This window comes from Barrientosiimonas endolithica (assembly GCF_030296655.1).
In the GTDB taxonomy this organism is placed as follows: Bacteria; Actinomycetota; Actinomycetes; order Actinomycetales; family Dermatophilaceae; genus Barrientosiimonas; species Barrientosiimonas humi.
The window spans coordinates 2628695-2643370 of record NZ_AP027735.1 but is presented as its reverse complement, the minus strand read 5'-3'; the positions used below and the strand labels follow the sequence as shown (position 1 = coordinate 2643370).

Annotated in this window: 12 protein-coding genes and 1 pseudogene; 10 read left to right on the top strand and 3 right to left on the bottom strand. The window is 73.5% G+C overall.

All coding sequences use genetic code 11. The features are described 5' to 3' along the window. Nucleotides 1-26 precede the first annotated feature (26 nt). The 6 genes from QUE40_RS13400 (at nt 27) to QUE40_RS13375 (ending at nt 6726) form a co-directional block, all read left to right on the top strand. Complete coding sequence (locus QUE40_RS13400; RefSeq protein WP_289231295.1) at nt 27-1436, top strand: ATP-binding protein; 1410 nt, start codon at nt 27-29, stop codon at nt 1434-1436. Beyond that, complete coding sequence (locus QUE40_RS13395) at nt 1433-2104, top strand: LuxR C-terminal-related transcriptional regulator (RefSeq protein ID WP_289231294.1); 672 nt, start codon at nt 1433-1435, stop codon at nt 2102-2104. Before QUE40_RS13400 ends, QUE40_RS13395 begins: the two co-directional genes overlap by 4 nt. A 57-nt stretch (nt 2105-2161) precedes the next feature. Further along, nucleotides 2162-3382 (top strand): MFS transporter, encoded by a 1221-nt coding sequence (locus QUE40_RS13390; RefSeq protein WP_289231293.1) that lies wholly within the window; start codon nt 2162-2164, stop codon nt 3380-3382. Between the two features lie 11 nt (nt 3383-3393). Next, nucleotides 3394-3750 carry a hypothetical protein gene (locus QUE40_RS13385; protein ID WP_289231292.1) on the top strand — a complete coding sequence of 119 codons (357 nt, stop codon included), beginning with the start codon at nt 3394-3396 and terminating at the stop codon, nt 3748-3750. Next, on the top strand, nt 3636-4556 hold the full coding sequence (locus QUE40_RS13380) for an exodeoxyribonuclease III (protein WP_350226973.1): 921 nt from the start codon (nt 3636-3638) through the stop codon (nt 4554-4556). The genes QUE40_RS13385 and QUE40_RS13380 overlap by 115 nt, the downstream gene beginning before the upstream one ends. A gap of 319 nt (nt 4557-4875) precedes the next feature. Next, nucleotides 4876-6726: a DUF222 domain-containing protein gene (locus QUE40_RS13375; RefSeq protein WP_289231291.1), complete on the top strand. Its 1851-nt coding sequence runs from the start codon at nt 4876-4878 to the stop codon at nt 6724-6726. A gap of 103 nt (nt 6727-6829) precedes the next feature. Here the strand turns inward: QUE40_RS13375 and QUE40_RS13370 are convergent, their stop codons facing one another. Then, the gene (locus QUE40_RS13370) at nt 6830-8014 is read right to left on the bottom strand and encodes a zinc-dependent alcohol dehydrogenase (protein ID WP_142006189.1); all 1185 of its coding nucleotides are present in this window, start codon (nt 8012-8014) and stop codon (nt 6830-6832) included. 85 nt (nt 8015-8099) lie between these two features. Here QUE40_RS13370 and QUE40_RS13365 point away from each other — a divergent pair, with 85 nt between their 5' ends. Continuing rightward, nucleotides 8100-9074: an SDR family NAD(P)-dependent oxidoreductase gene (locus QUE40_RS13365; protein WP_289231290.1), complete on the top strand. Its 975-nt coding sequence runs from the start codon at nt 8100-8102 to the stop codon at nt 9072-9074. 81 nt (nt 9075-9155) lie between these two features. On the opposite strand, the gene QUE40_RS13360 is transcribed toward QUE40_RS13365, so the two are convergent. Next, nucleotides 9156-10514, bottom strand: a complete 1359-nt coding sequence (locus QUE40_RS13360) for a serine hydrolase domain-containing protein (RefSeq protein WP_289231289.1) — start codon at nt 10512-10514, stop codon at nt 9156-9158. A 206-nt stretch (nt 10515-10720) separates the two neighbouring features. Between QUE40_RS13360 and QUE40_RS13355 the strand changes: the two genes are divergently transcribed. Both QUE40_RS13355 and QUE40_RS13350 read left to right on the top strand, forming a co-directional pair. Next, complete coding sequence (locus QUE40_RS13355; protein ID WP_289231288.1) at nt 10721-11179, top strand: hypothetical protein; 459 nt, start codon at nt 10721-10723, stop codon at nt 11177-11179. After that, nucleotides 11176-11496 carry a winged helix-turn-helix domain-containing protein gene (locus QUE40_RS13350; RefSeq protein ID WP_142006182.1) on the top strand — a complete coding sequence of 107 codons (321 nt, stop codon included), beginning with the start codon at nt 11176-11178 and terminating at the stop codon, nt 11494-11496. Before QUE40_RS13355 ends, QUE40_RS13350 begins: the two co-directional genes overlap by 4 nt. Before the next feature lie 63 nt (nt 11497-11559). Here QUE40_RS13350 and QUE40_RS13345 read toward each other — a convergent pair whose 3' ends face one another. Then, nucleotides 11560-12084: a GNAT family N-acetyltransferase gene (locus QUE40_RS13345; RefSeq protein ID WP_289231287.1), complete on the bottom strand. Its 525-nt coding sequence runs from the start codon at nt 12082-12084 to the stop codon at nt 11560-11562. Nucleotides 12085-12137: 53 nt separating this feature from the next. On the opposite strand from QUE40_RS13345, the pseudogene pcrA reads away from it, so the two are divergent. Continuing rightward, a pseudogene (gene pcrA, locus QUE40_RS13340) lies at nt 12138-14672 on the top strand (DNA helicase PcrA). Nucleotides 14673-14676 lie beyond the last annotated feature (4 nt).

The window sequence follows — 14676 nt, the reverse complement described above, 5'->3', positions numbered from 1 at the left end:
GGCCGTCGGTGGGTCAAGATGGAGGCATGACGACCCCGCCCGGCGCGCCCGCGCTGCCGCCCGCGGCGCCGAGCGCGCCCGCGGCGCCAGGCGCGCTGCCGGAGCGGCCGCCGCTGCGCCGCCCGCCGCACGGGCGGATGCTCGCCGGCGTGTGCCGTGGGGTGTCGGTGCACCTGGGGATCCCGGTGGTGCCGCTGCGGATCGCGACGTTCGTGGGCGTGGTGGTCTTCGGGGCGGGTGTCGTGGTCTACGGGTTCCTGTGGTTGACGATGCCGGTCGGTGACCAGGGCGTCGCCGAGGAGGACGCGGCCCTGATCGACCGGCGCTCGCTGTCGACGCGCTGGGTCGTGCTGGGCGGCGTGCTGCTGGCGCTGGCCGGGATCAGCACGCTGGTCATCGGCTCCACGATCAACCCCTCCGCGGTGCTCCCGCTGCTCGCGATCGTCGCCGGCCTGCTGCTGAGCTGGTCGTTGCTCGACGGGCGGCGCCGGCAGCACTGGCTGGCCGGCACCGACCTCGCGCGCGGCGAGTCGCTGCTGCGCGTGGGGCTCGGGGCGGCGCTGGTGCTCGGCGGGATCGCGGTGCTCATCTCCGGCGGCCGCGGCCTCGGCGGGCTGCGCGACGTGCTGCTCGCGACGCTCGTGGTGCTCGTGGGCGTGACGCTGCTGGTGGCGCCGTTCGCGATCCGGCTGTTCGAGGACTTCCGCCGCGAGCAGACCGAGCGCATCCGGGTCACCGAGAAGGCCGACATCGCCGCCCACCTGCACGACTCGGTGCTGCAGACGCTCGCGCTGATCCAGCGCCGCGCCGACGACCCGGCGGCGGTCCAGCGGCTCGCGCGCGGCCAGGAGCGTGAGCTGCGGCAGTGGCTGTTCGCCGACGCCGCGCCGGCGGGCGCGACCCTGGCCACGGCCGTACGCTCCACGACCGACGAGATCGAGGACCAGCTCGGGGTGCCGGTCGACCTGGTCGTCACCGGCGACCGGCCGCTCGACGAGCACGGCGCGGCGCTGGTGGCCGCGGTGCGGGAGGCGGTGTCCAACGCCGTACGCCACGCGGCCCCGCCCGTGTCGGCGTACGTCGAGGTGGGGCCGGGCGAGACCGAGGCGTTCGTGCGAGACCACGGCGCCGGGTTCGACCCTGACGCGGTGCCCGCCGACCGGCTGGGGGTGCGCGAGTCGATCGTGGGCCGGATGGAGCGGCACGGTGGGAGCGCCGAGGTGCGCCGGCGGGAGGACGGGACGGAAGTGGTGCTGAGGCTGCCTCATCTGAGCGGCGAGGAGCGCGCAGCGCAGGGTGGCGGCGAGGAACGAGACGCCGGCCGGAGCGGAGTGCGACCGAGCGCGACAGAAGGCATGAGCGGCGAGGAGCGCGCAGCGCAGGGTGGCGGCGAGGAACGAGCCGCAGTGCAGGGCGGCGAGGAGGAGAGCGGATGAGCGGCGAACCGGTCCGGGTGGTGCTGGTGGACGACCACCGGATGTTCCGGTCGGGGGTCAAGGCCGAGCTGGACGACAGCGTCGAGGTCGTGGGCGAGGCGCCCGACGTGGATCGGGCGATCGAGGTGATCCGCGAGATGCGGCCCGACGTCGTGCTGCTCGACGTGCACCTGCCCGGCGGGTCGGGTCGCGGCGGCGCGGACGTACCCCCTGGGTGTGCGGGTGTCGAGACCGGCAAGGGTCGGCCGGTGCGATTCCTGGCGCTGTCGGTGAGCGACGCTGCTGAAGACGTGATCGCCGTGATCCGTTCTGGCGCAAGGGGATACGTCACCAAGACCATCTCGCCGACCGACCTGGTCAGCGCGATCCACCGGGTGGCGGAGGGGGACGCGGTGTTCTCGCCGCGGCTGGCCGGGTTCGTGCTCGACGCGTTCGGCGCGGCGGCGGGCGAGATCGCCGAGGTGGACGAGGAGCTCGACCGGCTCTCGGCGCGCGAGCGCGAGGTGATGCGGCTCATCGCGCGCGGCTACCAGTACAAGGAGGTCGCCAAGGAGCTGTTCATCTCGGTCAAGACGGTCGAGACGCACGTGTCGTCGGTGCTGCGCAAGCTGCAGCTGTCCTCGCGGCACGAGCTGACCAGCTGGGCGATGTCGCGCCGCCTACTCTGAGCGCCGGGCTGGACCGACGGGGCGGCGGTTGTCGGTCCTGGCGTCTACGGTCGGCCCGTGCTGACCACCGACTGGCGGAGCGACTTCCGCAGGCTGTGGTTGGCGTACGCCCTCGGCCAGATCGGCTCCGGCGTCGCCACGGGCGGTCTGGCGCTGGTCGCGGTGCTCACCCTGGCGGTGGCCGACTGGCAGGTGTCGGTGCTCGGTGCGGTCTCGGCGATCACGACGGCGCTGGTCGCGCTGCCGCTGGGCAGCCGCATCGAGTTCCGCCGAAAACGCCCGGTGATGATCGCGGCCGACCTGCTCGCGGCCGCGGCTCTGCTGTCGGTGCCGGTGGCGTGGTGGCTCGGGCGCCTGACGTTCGCCCAGCTGTGCGTGGTGGGGGCGCTGCAGGTGCTCGCGACCGTGTCGTTCGCCGCGGCGGCGGGGGCGCACCTCAAGGGGCTCGTCGCGCCGGACGCCCGCGTCTGGGCGCAGTCGCGGCTCGACAGCACGATGTGGGGAGGCTTCACGCTGGGCCCACCCGCGGGCGGGGCGCTCGCGAGCGCGTTCGGGCCGGTGCTGGTGCTGGCGGTCGACGCGGTGAGCTACCTGGGTTCGGCGCTCGGGATCCGTCGGCTGCGCAGCCCCGAGCCCGACCCGCCGGCGCGGCAGGCCGACCAGCACTGGCGGGCCGAGATGGCGGCCGGCTGGCGCTTCGTGCTCGGTCACCCGGGGCTGCGGGCACTGTTCTGCAACGCCCTGCTGTTCGGCGGCGGGATCATGCTCATCTCGCCGCTGCTGGCCGTGCTCGTGCTGCGCGACCTGGGGCTGGCGCCGTGGCAGTACGGCCTGCTGCTCGGCGTCTCGGGGCTCGGCGGACTGGTCGGCGCGACGCTGGCGCCGCGGGCCGTGCGGTGGTGGGGAGAGCGGGCGGTGCTGCTGGGGGCCGGTACCCTCCGGGCCGTCTGGATGCCGCTGCTGGTGGTCGCGCCGCCCGGCACCGCCGGGTTCGTGCTGGTCACCGCGGCCGAGACCTTGCTGCTGTTCTTCGCCGGGTTGTTCAACCCCACGTTCGCGTCGTACCGGATGACGGTGACCCCCGACGAGCTGATGTCGCGGGTCGGGATGTCGTGGTCGGTGGCGACCCGAACCGTGCAGCCGCTGTTCATCGCGCTGGGCGGGCTGGTCACGGCGCTGGCGGGGTTGCGCGCCGGGATCGCGGTCGGGGCGGGGGTGCTGCTCGTGACCGGTGCGCTGTTGCCGTGGCGGGCCACGGCGGACGGTGCGCGTCGCTAGGCTCCGCAGCAATGAAGGTGGTCTACGACATCCTCGTCATCGTGCACCTGCTCGGCATGGCCGCGCTGGTCGGTGGCTGGTTCGCCGTGGCCGCCTCGCCGCGGGTCAGCGCGCTCATGACCTGGGGCGCCCGTGCGCAGCTGCTCAGCGGTGTCGTGCTCGTCGGTCTCGGCGAGAGCGCCAGCGCGCTCGACAAGGTGCTCGACCACAACAAGGTCGGGCTGAAGCTGCTGATCGCCGTCGCGGTGCTGGCGTGCGCCGAGATGGGGCGCGGACGCCAGCAGCGCGGCGGCCGGGCGGTCGGCCTCGCCAACGCCGCCGGCTACCTCGCGGTGCTCAACGTGATCGTGGCCGTCGGCTGGCCCTGAAGCGCCCCCTCGTAGCATGCAGCGGTGCTGCTGATCACCGCCAACGTCAACGGAATTCGCGCCGCGGCGCGACGCGGCGGGCTCGCCTGGCTCGCCGCCCAGGAGCCGAATGTGCTCTCCTCCAGGAGGTCCGCGCGACCCGCGACCAGCTCGAGTCCGCGCTCGCCGGGACGCCGTTCGCAGACTGGCACCTGGCGTACGCCGAGGGCGTGTCGGGACGGGCCGGCGTGGCGGTGCTGAGTCGGGGGCCGATCGCTCGGACCGCCGTGGACCTGCCGGTGGCGCAGGGGCAGGGCCGCTGGATCGAGGCCGAGGTGCAGGTGCCCGGTGGGCCCGCGCTGACGGTGCTGTCGGCGTACGTCCACACCGGCGAGGCGGGGACGCCCGTGCAGGAGGAGAAGTTCGCGCTCCTCGATGCGATCGGTGGGCGGCTGGAGGAGCTGCGCGACCAGCACGTGGTGCTCACCGGCGACCTCAACGTCTGTCACACCGCTCGAGACCTGAAGAACTGGAAGGGGAACCGCGGCAAGGCCGGCTTCCTCCCGGAGGAGCAGGAGCGGCTGACGGGCTGGGCCGAGCGCGGCTGGGTGGATCTCGGCCGGCGGCAGGCGGGTGACGTCGACGGGCCCTACACGTGGTGGTCGTGGCGCGGGAAGGCGTTCGACAACGACGCGGGATGGCGCATCGACTACGCCATCGCCAGCCCGCCCCTCGCCGAGCGCCCGGTCGAGGTCGCCGTGGGGCGCGCGCCGACCTACGCCGAGCGGTGGAGCGATCACGCGCCGCTGGTGGTGCGCTGGTCGTAGCGCGGCGTGCGCTCGGGCGCCGGCGCCCCGGCGCGCCGGCGCTCGAACCGGGTGACTTCGTGGGCGGCTCTTCACTGGGGCGGGTGGTGCACCACCCCGTCTCGGAAGCGAGCTCCGAGCGTTGTCAGTGGTGTCTGGTATAGGCCCATGATGCTCGAATTCCGCTGAGAGCGAACAAGATTCAGGTTCTCGAACCCTTGACAGGACTCGTACGCGTGTTCGATGATGGGTGCATCGCCCGGACCTGGCGTCCGCGGCGGGCACCGGGTCGAGGGCGGCCCGCAGGGCTTCGGGGAAGGGGGCCAGGGGCATGGAGCACATGGCAGATCCGCCGCAGCGTCCCGTCCGGCTGCCTCGCGCCAGCGAGTCCACCGTGCCGGCTCCTGCGCCCGGCGCCGGCGTCGACCTGTTGCAGCGGCTGACCGACGTGCTGGAGGAGGTCGCGGCCGCGCCGGCCGTGCTGCACCAGCTGTCCGAGGATCAGCTGACCCAGCTGGGTCAGGCCGGGCTGAGCATGACGCGCAAGGGTGAGTCGTTGCTGGTCGCGGTGACGGTGGAGGCGATCAGTCGCGGCGTGGTGCGCGAGTCGGTCGCGGCCAACGCGTGCCAGTGGGTCCAGTGGCTCGGGCCGGGGGTCGAGCCGAGCCAGGCGCGGCGCGTGGCTGTGGTGGCCGAAGAGATCGCGATGTCGACGGGCCTGGTGCCGTTCGTGCATCCCGATGCTGGTGACGGCCCCGACGCAGACGACGGTGCGAACGAGTCGGCCGGCGACAGCGTCGACGGCGGCGTCGAGGAGGTGGGCTCGGTCGTGCTGTCCGACCCCACCGGTCGCGCACTGCTGGCCGAGGTCGTCTCGGGCGACGTGGTGAGCGTCCGGGCCGCCGCTTCCGCGCTGCGCGAGGCGCCGAAGATCACGCCGCTGCTGCCGACCGCGTCGCGGGCCGAGGTGCTGTCGTGGTTCCTGGCGCTGGGCGACGACGCCACAGATGCCGACCGCCGCTCGTTGACCAAGCAGCTGATCGGGCGCTACGACCCCGAGCAGCTGGACCGGTCCGAGGAGGCGGCGCAGCGCGCGGAGTCGTTGACGATGTACGAGCTTCCGTCCGGCCTCGTCCGGCTCGTCGCCGAGCTGTCCCCGGGCAACGCCGCGATCGTCGCGCAGGCGATCGGTCACCTGTCTGCACCGGACCCGATGCACTGCCCCGGCGCGGGGCCGGGCATAGGCGCCTCGGGTGCTGGTGCTGGTGCGGGTGCGGCCGCAGGTGCCGGTGCGGGTGCCGGTGCGGGTGCGGGTGCGGCGGACGGCGCCGTCCGGCCTCGCGGGGTCGACCAGGACCGTGCTCGCGGGACGCGTTCGCCGGACCAGGCTCGTCCCCGTCCGGCCGGGACGGCGGGAGCGCTCTCTCAGGACACGCCTGGCCGAGGCTCGCCTCCGGCCGAGGGGCAGGAAGCGGCGGATCGAGAACCCCCGGTGACCGGATCACCGCCAGGAGGGCTGCCGGCGGAGCCGGTCACGCCGGAGGAGCGTGGGCCGGTGCGCGATCCGCGGAGTGCGCCGAAGCGGCGGGCGGATGCGTTCATGGAGCTGGTGCAGCGGGCTGCTGCTGCGCTGCCCGGCGCCGGAAAGGGTTCGGTGACCTCGCACCCGAAGGTCGTGGTCACGGTCGGGCTGGAGACGCTGCAGGGTGTTCCGGGTCCGTTCGAGGGGTCGAGCGTCGGGGTGCGGTTCCTGCCCGGCACCGGCAGCACGCAGGCCGGGGAGCTCCTCGCCGGTTCGATGCTGCGCCGGTTGGCCTGCGACGCGGGAGTGATCCCGGCGGTGCTGGGTTCGCACGGCGGGATCATCGACCTCGGCCAGGAGGAACGGCTGTTCGTCGGCCGTGCCCGCACCGCGGTGGTCCATCGTGACCGGTGCTGCACCTTCCCCGGGTGCGACCGGCCGCCGGACTGGTGCGAGGTGCACCACCTGGTGCCGTGGTGGGCCGGCGGCCCGACCGACGTGGACAACGGGGCGCTGCTGTGCTCGCGGCACCACACGATCGTGCACCGCGACGGTCTCCTCGGGCAGCTGGTCGACGGCCGGGTCGTCTGGGACCTGACCAAGGGCCGTCTCGACCAGCTCACGCCGATGCTTCGGCCCCGGACCGACCCGCCTCGCCGCGCCGGATGAGGCGTCCGGGGCACCGGGGCGCCGGGTCAGCCCCGGCGGCCCCAGGGCGCCGAGGCCCAGGCGTCAGACCCTCACGGCCTCGTACCCCCACAGCGTCACGGGGTCAGGGCGTCAGGACGACCTTGAGGCACCCGTCGTCCTTGTTCATGAACGTGTCGTACATCTCCGGTGCGTCCTCAAGGCTCACCCGGTGGGTCGCCAGCTGCTCGAGGCCGAGCACGTCGTCGGGCTGCCGGGCGATGTCGAGGAGCTCGTCGGTCCACCGGCGGACGTGGCACTGGCCCATCCGCAGCGCGATGCCCTTGTCGAACATCTGCATCATCGGCAGCGGGTCGGCCATCCCGCCGTAGACACCGCTGATCGACACCGTGCCGCCGCGCCGTACGGCCGAGATCGCCGTGGTGAGCGCCGCGAGCCGGTCGATGCCGGCCTTCTCGATGGCCGTACGTGCGAGCGGGCCGGGCAGGCGACTCGCCCCCGCGATCACCTTCTCCGACACGGGGTTCCCGTGCGCCTCCATGCCGACGGCGTCGAGCACGCTGTCCGGCCCACGACCGTCGGTGAGCTCGCGCAACGTCTCCGCGACGTCCTTGACCCCCTGGAGGTCGACCACCTCCGCGCCGGCGGCGGCCGCCTTGGTCAGCCGGTCGGGCACCAGGTCGACCCCGATCACCCGCTCGATGCCCCGGTGCTTGGCCGCCCGCACGGCCAGCTGCCCCACCGGGCCGAGCCCGAGCACGGCGAGGGTCCCGCCCTCGGGGACGTCGGCGTACTCCACGCCCTGCCAGGCCGTCGGGAGGATGTCGGACAGATAGAGGAACCGCTCGTCGGAGTGCTCCTGCGGCAGCCGCACGGGGCCGAAGTCGGCGTGCGGCACGCGCACCCGCTCGGCCTGCCCGCCGGGCACCGAGCCGTAGAGGCTGCTGAACCCGAACAGGCTCGCGCCCTTGTCCTGCTGCACGTTCTGCGTCGTCTCGCACTGCGCGAACAGTCCGCGCTCACACATCCAGCAGTGGCCGCAGGAGATGTTGAACGGCACGACCACCCGGTCGCCGACCGAGAGGTTCTGCACGCCGCTGCCGACCTCCTCGACCACGCCCATGAACTCGTGGCCGAGCACGTCGCCGGGGCTCAGGTACGGCTTGAGCACGTTGTAGAGGTGCAGGTCCGACCCGCAGATCGCGGTCGAGGTGACCCGCACGATCGCGTCGGTCGGTTCCTGCAGCACCGGGTCGGGAACCTCCTCGACCCGGACGTCCTGAAGTCCCTGCCAGGTGAGTGCTCGCATGGTCGGACCATAGGCACGAGCGCTCGCTCGGGTCGCCACCCGTCCGGGTGCGTTGTGCGACGGGCCGGATCCGTACGGTCGAGGCATGGTCGATGCAGACGTCACCGCCGCCGCGCCCGTCGCGCTCGTCGTCGGGGGTTCCCGCGGACTCGGGCTCCTCGCCGCACGCGAGCTGCAGCGCCGCGGTCACCAGGTCGTGATCGCCGCCCGTGACGCGGCCGAGCTCGACCGCGCCGCAACGGATCTCGCGCGCACAGGAGAGGTGACGACGCACGTCTGCGACGTCCGCGACGCCGACGAGGTGCAGCGCCTCGTCGACCGGGTCGAGGAGCAGACCGGGCCCATCCGGGTCGCGCTCACCGTCGCCGGCATCATCCAGGCCGGACCGGCCGAGGCGATGACCCTCGAGCACTTCCGCGACGCGATCGACACCATGACGTGGGGCCCGATCCACGTCGCGTGGGCGGTGCTGCCGCGCATGCGAGCACGTGACCGCGGCGCCATCGGCACGGTCACGTCCGTCGGCGGCATGGTGTCACCGCCGCACCTATTGCCTTATGCGACAGCGAAGTTCGGCGCTGTCGGGTTTTCCGACGGGCTGGCCGCCGCCCTGTCGGGCACGGGCGTCACCGCCACGACGATCGTGCCGGGTCTGATGCGCACCGGCTCGCACCTGCGTGCGCAGTTCACCGGCGACGCGGCCAAGGAGTACGCCTGGTTCGGCCCCGGCGCCTCGCTGCCCGTGCTGTCGATGGACGCCGAGCGCGCCGCAAGGCGCATCGTCGACGGGGTGCTCGACGGCAAGCCGATGGTCACCCTGACGCCGCTCACCTGGGTGGGGATCCGGGTGCGCGGCCTCGCCCCCGCCACGACCACCCGCGTGATGGGCCTGGTCGGGCGGCTGCTGCCGGACTCCTCCGGGCCGGCGACCGACGGCGCCGTGGAGGGCCGCCACGCCCGCCGCGACCTCGGGTCGCGCGTGGTGAACACGCTGACGACGCTCGGTGACCGCGCGGCCGGCCGCAACAACGAGAAACCCTCACCGTCGGTCCACCCGTAGCAGTCGACCCGTCGCAAGGGCTGCGAGCCGGACCCGCGGCCGCACAATCACAACCGACCAATACTTTCGCCTGCCGAACCCTCAGGCGTGCCAACCTGATTCGTCGACTCCGCCCGGGATGTCACCGTCAGGGGAGTAGGGCGTGCGCGTCAGTCGGAACGACCCGAGATCGAGGTGCACGCCAGGGGTGCCGCGCCCGATCACCCGCAGCGTCTCGCCGGCCCAGTAGTCGTCCTGACCCACCCAGGTGCCGTCGCCGGAGGGCACGAACCGGGAGCCGCGACCGCCGCCGGGGGCGCCCAGGTCGAGCACGTCGCCCGGGCGGGACGAGACCACGAAAGGCCTTGGGCCCCAGAACCATTCGCCGACAAGGTCGAGGTGGTCGGTCGCCTCGGTGTGCCACGGCTCGGGTTCCTCGGGCGCGTGCATCTCGAGCAGGTCGAGCAGGTCCCACCCGAGCGCGGGCGAGGGCCCGCTCGTGGAGCTCGTCAGCAGCGACACCCCGGTGCCGGTGGCCGGGTCGACGGCGACCACCGCCTGGAAGCCGGGCATGGACCCGCCGTGGCCGACGTACCGCTTGCCGTCGCGGTTGAACACGTCCAGGCCCAGCCCGTACGCCCTCGTCCACGGCTGCCCGGGCGTGTCCCACACGACGCCGGGCACCTGCATGGCCGTGCGCAGCTCGTCGTCGAGCACCCGCGGGTCGCCGGCGGCGAGGAACGTCGCCCACCGCGACAGGTCGTCGACGGTCGACCACAGCTGCCCGGCTGGCGCCATCGCGCCCGTGTCCTGCTCGGGCTCGACGTGCCGCAGGTCGGCGTAGGGGTGCACGCCCAGACCCTGCGCGGCGGGCGAGACGGCGCTGTACGTCGTGCGCGCCATCCCCAGCGGCGCGAGCACCTCGTCGGCCAGCACGGCGTCCCACCGCCGCCCGCGCACCTGCTCCACGAGGCGACCGAGAACCGCGAATCCCACGTTGCTGTAATGGAATCGGCGTCCCGGGTCGTGGGTCAACCGGATGCTGGGCAGCAGCTCTTCCCAGCTCACGCCGGGGGAGCGTTCCCACCACGGGCCGGTCGTCTCGGCGAACAGGCCGCTGGAGTGGCCGAGCAGCGCGGTGACCGTCACGCCGTCGAGCGCAGGGTCGAGCTCGGGCAGGTGGCGGCGGATCGGGTCGGTCAGGGTCACCGAGCCGTCGGCGACCAGCCGCAGCACCCCGACACCGACCATGGTCTTGGTGATCGACCCGATGCGGAACTGCGTGTCCGCCGTCGCCGCAGCGCCGCCCGCGCGCCCGTCGACCGTCCCCACCGCGGCCGACCAGACGATCTCGCCCCGCCGCACCAGTGCGGCCGTCACCGCGGGGAGGCGACGCTCGCGCTGCTCGCGCGCGAGGCGTACGTCGAGGTGGTGGCGGGCGACATCCAGCGCGCTGCTCATGGGCCGCGAGCATAGGCAGCCGCCGGCGCCGCCCGCATGCGCATTCACCGTCCCGCGAGTGGCGCGCGCCTGCCCGCGCGACGCCGCGCCGCGCCCCACGCGCGGGTCGGCATCACCTGCGCCGAGCGGGCGGGAAGCATCGTCGGAAACTACTTGCCACTATGGAAAGTAGATGCTTCGATGGAACCACGAACCCGCGACAGGAGATGCGCGACATGGACGACCGCGACACCACCCTGACCCCCGACGAGGCGCGGCGGCGCCTCGACCTCGACGCGGCCACGCCTCTGGCGACGACGGCCGATCGCCGCCTGCACGCGGGATCGACCGCGCTGTTCGGCGTCGGGCTGGGCGTGCTGGCGGTGCTGAGCAACGTGCTGGACGGACTCGTCGCCAGCGCGGTGTCCGGCATCGTGGCTGCGGCGCTGCTCGGCCTGCTGGTGTGGGCCGACGGCCGGGCGCGCACGGTGCCCCGCCGTGCCCGGTTGATCTCGCGTGCGGGAGTCGGCGCCTCGTTGCTCGTCGGTCTGGCCGCGGTGCTTCCGTGGCTCAACCTGCGAGCCCAGGACCAGCCGATCACGTGGGCGGCCGCCCTCGCCGCGATCGTGCTCATCGCCCTGCCCTCGTTGGTCGCGGCCGCGATGATCGCTCGAACGCGCGCATGACCAGGGCCTCCGAGGCGCACGCCCGCCACGAGCTCGACCCGGTCATCCACGCGCCGGTCCGGTTCAGCATCGTCGCCGCCCTCAACGGGGTCGACGAGGCCGAGTTCGCCGCCGTGCGCGACGCGGTCGAGCTGAGCGACTCGGCGCTGTCGAAGCAGGTCAGTCAGCTCGAGCAGGCGGGCTACGTCAAGGTGCGCAAGGGGTACGTCGGCAAGCGGCCGCGCACCTGGCTGCGGCTGAGCGCGGCGGGGCGGAGGGCGTACGCCGCGCACGTGCAGGCGCTCCGCGCCATCGTGGACGCCGCGCCACCCGACTGATCGACCGTCGCCGGTGCCCGTGGGCCCACGCTGGCCCACGCGGGCCGCGACGCCCGGCGCGGCTCAGCGCTGGGGCGTGATCCAGTAGCGGCGCGTGCCGTGGCGCACGTCCTCCAGCACCCCGCCGCCGGCCTCGATGGTGCGCTGCGACGGCTCGTTGCCGTCGTCGCACGTCACCAGCAACCGGTCGATGCCGATAGACCCGGCGTACGCGATCGCCTCGCGCAGCGCGCTCGTCGCCACGCCGCGGCCCCGGGCCGACGGGCGCACGCCGTAGCCGATGTGGCCGCCCTCCTCCAGCAGGTACGCGTTGAGCTCGTGCCGCAGGTGCAACGAGCCCAGCACCCGGTCGGGCGCGACGTCGTCGACGATCCAGAACAGCGTGGCCGGCACGAAGCCCTCGGGCGGGTCGGTCAGGTTGCGGCGCTGCTGGTCCAGCCAGTCGCCGAAGGCCGGCTCGCTCGCCAGGTCGGCCCGCTCGAACCCGAACGCGGAGTACCCGTGCAGCGTCGCGTCGGCGTCGAACTCCGCGACGCCCTCCCACCACGACGCGTGCAGGCGCTTGCTCGGCTCGACCAGTCGGATCATGGGCCGGAGCGTAGCGAGGGTTGTCGGACCCCGGACGTACGCTGGTGCTCGCGATGACCAGCACCGACACCGACCTCTTCGGCGACCTCCCGCTGCCCGGGCTGAGCCCTGCCCAGGCGTCGGCCGGGCTGCCGCACCCCGACCTCGACGAGCACGGCCGCCCCACCGGCGACCAGCCCAGCGGCAGTCAGCTGACCGACGAGCCGCAGACCCGTGGCGACGGCGCGCTGCCCCCGGTCGACGAGCGCGGCGTGCCCGCCTGGGCGATCGAGGGCACCCCGCCGCCCGGCGACCAGGGCGGCGGCCCCGGCGGCCACCCGGGCGCCCACGGCCGGCTGACCGGCGACCAGCTCCTCGAGGGCCTCAACCCGCAGCAGCGCGCGGCGGTGCTGCACCACGGCGGCCCGCTGCTCATCGTCGCCGGCGCCGGCTCGGGCAAGACCCGCGTGCTGACCCACCGCATCGCCTACCTGCTGGCCGAGCGCAACGTCCAGCCCGGGCAGATCCTCGCGATCACCTTCACCAACAAGGCCGCCGCCGAGATGCGCGAGCGGGTCGAGGGGCTCGTCGGGGGCGCCGCCCGCGCGATGTGGGTGTCGACGTTCCACTCCGCGTGCGTGCGCATCCTGCGCCGCGAGGCCGGCAAGCTCGGCATGAAGTCGACCTTCTCGATCTACGACGCGGCCGACAGCCAGCGCCTCATGGCGATGGTGCTGCGCGACATGGACCTCGACCCCAAGCGCTACCCCCGCGGTCGTTCAGCCACGCCGTGAGCAACCTCAAGAACGAGCTGATCGACCACGAGACCGCCGCCAGCAACGCAGCCGGCGAGACGGCGACCGAGCGCGACCGCCTGGTCGCGCAGGCGTACGCCGAGTATCAGGCCCGCCTGCGCCAGGCCAACGCCTTCGACTTCGACGACCTGATCATGACCACGGTCAACCTGCTGCAGGTCTTCCCCGACGTCGCCGAGCACTACCGCCGCCGGTTCCGCCACGTGCTCGTCGACGAGTACCAGGACACCAACCACGCGCAGTACGTCCTCGTCCGCGAGCTCGTCGGTCACCGGGTCGACGACGCGGCTCAGGGGCAGGTCCCGCCGGCCGAGCTCGCGGTCGTGGGCGATGCCGACCAGTCGATCTATGCCTTCCGCGGCGCGACGATCCGCAACATCGTGGAGTTCGAGCAGGACTACCCCGACGCCACGACGATCCTGCTCGAGCAGAACTACCGCTCCACCCAGACCATCCTCAAGGCCGCCAACGCCGTCATCGAGCGCAACTCCGACCGCCGCGAGAAGAACCTGTGGAGCGACTCCGGCGACGGCGAGCCGATCGTGGGTTACGTCGCTGACAACGAGCACGACGAGGCCTCCTTCGTCGCGCGCACCATCGACCGGCTCGCCGACGACCACGGCGTCAAGCCGCGCGACGTCGCCGTGTTCTACCGCACCAACGCCCAGTCGCGCGCGGTGGAGGAGGTGCTCGTGCGGGTCGGGCTGCCGTACAAGATCGTCGGCGGCACCCGGTTCTACGAGCGGCGCGAGGTCAAGGACGCCCTGGCCTACCTGCGGGTCGTCTCCAACCCCGCCGACACCGTCAACCTGCGCCGCATCCTCAACGTGCCCAAGCGCGGCATCGGCGATCGGGCCGAGGCGTGCGTCGCGGCGCTCGCCGAGCGCGAGCGCATCCCGTTCGTCGCGGCGCTCGGCCGCCCGGAGGACGCCCCGGGCATCGCCACCCGCTCGGTCACCGCGATCCGTGGCTTCACCACCCTGCTCGAGGGCCTCGGCCAGACCCGCGACTCCGGCGCCGGCGTCGCCGAGCTGCTCGAGGCGATCCTCGACCGCTCGGGCTACCTCGCCGAGCTGCGCGCCAGCCACGACCCGCAGGACGAGACCCGCATCGAGAACCTCGCCGAGCTCGTCGCCGTGGCCCGCGAGTTCGACGAGACCTACCCCGAGGGCAGCCTCGAGGACTTCCTGGAGCAGGTCTCGCTGGTCGCCGACTCCGACGAGATCCCCGACGAGGGCGACGACAACGGCGTGATCACCCTGATGACGCTGCACACCGCCAAGGGTCTGGAGTTCCCCGTCGTCTTCCTCACCGGCCTCGAGGACGGCACGTTCCCGCACCTGCGCTCGCTCGGCGACGACGACGAGCTCGCCGAGGAGCGGCGGCTGGCGTACGTCGGCATCACCCGCGCCCGCGAGCGGCTGCACCTGTCGCGCGCGCAGGTCCGCTCCGCCTGGGGCGCCCCGCAGTACAACCCGCCCTCCCGGTTCCTCGACGAGATCCCGAGCGGCCTGATCAGCTGGGAGCGCGACGTCGCCACGGGCGCCTCGTCCGTACGCCGGTCGCAGCCCCCGCCGTCGCCACCCTGGCCGCCCGGCCGGGGGTGCGCAGCCCCGGCAACCGCCCGGTCATCTCCCTGGAGTCCGGCGACAAGGTCACCCACGACAGCTTCGGCCTCGGCACCGTGGTGCGCGTCGAGGGCGAGGGGAGCGGGCCATGGCCCACGTCGACTTCGGCGGCGACGCCGGCGTCAAGCGCCTCCTGCTGCGCTACGCCCCCGTCGAGAAGCTGTAAGCCC

Excerpts from the sequence above, each read along its gene's own strand:
- QUE40_RS13360 (WP_289231289.1), bottom strand. The coding sequence starts at position 10,514 with ATGAGCAGCGCGCTGGATGTCGCCCGCCACCACCTCGACGTACGCCTC.
- QUE40_RS13370 (WP_142006189.1), bottom strand. The coding sequence starts at position 8,014 with ATGCGAGCACTCACCTGGCAGGGACTTCAGGACGTCCGGGTCGAGGAG.
- QUE40_RS13375 (WP_289231291.1), top strand. The coding sequence starts at position 4,876 with ATGGCAGATCCGCCGCAGCGTCCCGTCCGGCTGCCTCGCGCCAGCGAG.
- QUE40_RS13395 (WP_289231294.1), top strand. The coding sequence starts at position 1,433 with ATGAGCGGCGAACCGGTCCGGGTGGTGCTGGTGGACGACCACCGGATG.
- QUE40_RS13355 (WP_289231288.1), top strand. The coding sequence starts at position 10,721 with ATGCGCGACATGGACGACCGCGACACCACCCTGACCCCCGACGAGGCG.
- QUE40_RS13385 (WP_289231292.1), top strand. The coding sequence starts at position 3,394 with ATGAAGGTGGTCTACGACATCCTCGTCATCGTGCACCTGCTCGGCATG.
- QUE40_RS13345 (WP_289231287.1), bottom strand. The coding sequence starts at position 12,084 with ATGATCCGACTGGTCGAGCCGAGCAAGCGCCTGCACGCGTCGTGGTGG.
- QUE40_RS13365 (WP_289231290.1), top strand. The coding sequence starts at position 8,100 with ATGGTCGATGCAGACGTCACCGCCGCCGCGCCCGTCGCGCTCGTCGTC.
- QUE40_RS13400 (WP_289231295.1), top strand. The coding sequence starts at position 27 with ATGACGACCCCGCCCGGCGCGCCCGCGCTGCCGCCCGCGGCGCCGAGC.
- QUE40_RS13350 (WP_142006182.1), top strand. The coding sequence starts at position 11,176 with ATGACCAGGGCCTCCGAGGCGCACGCCCGCCACGAGCTCGACCCGGTC.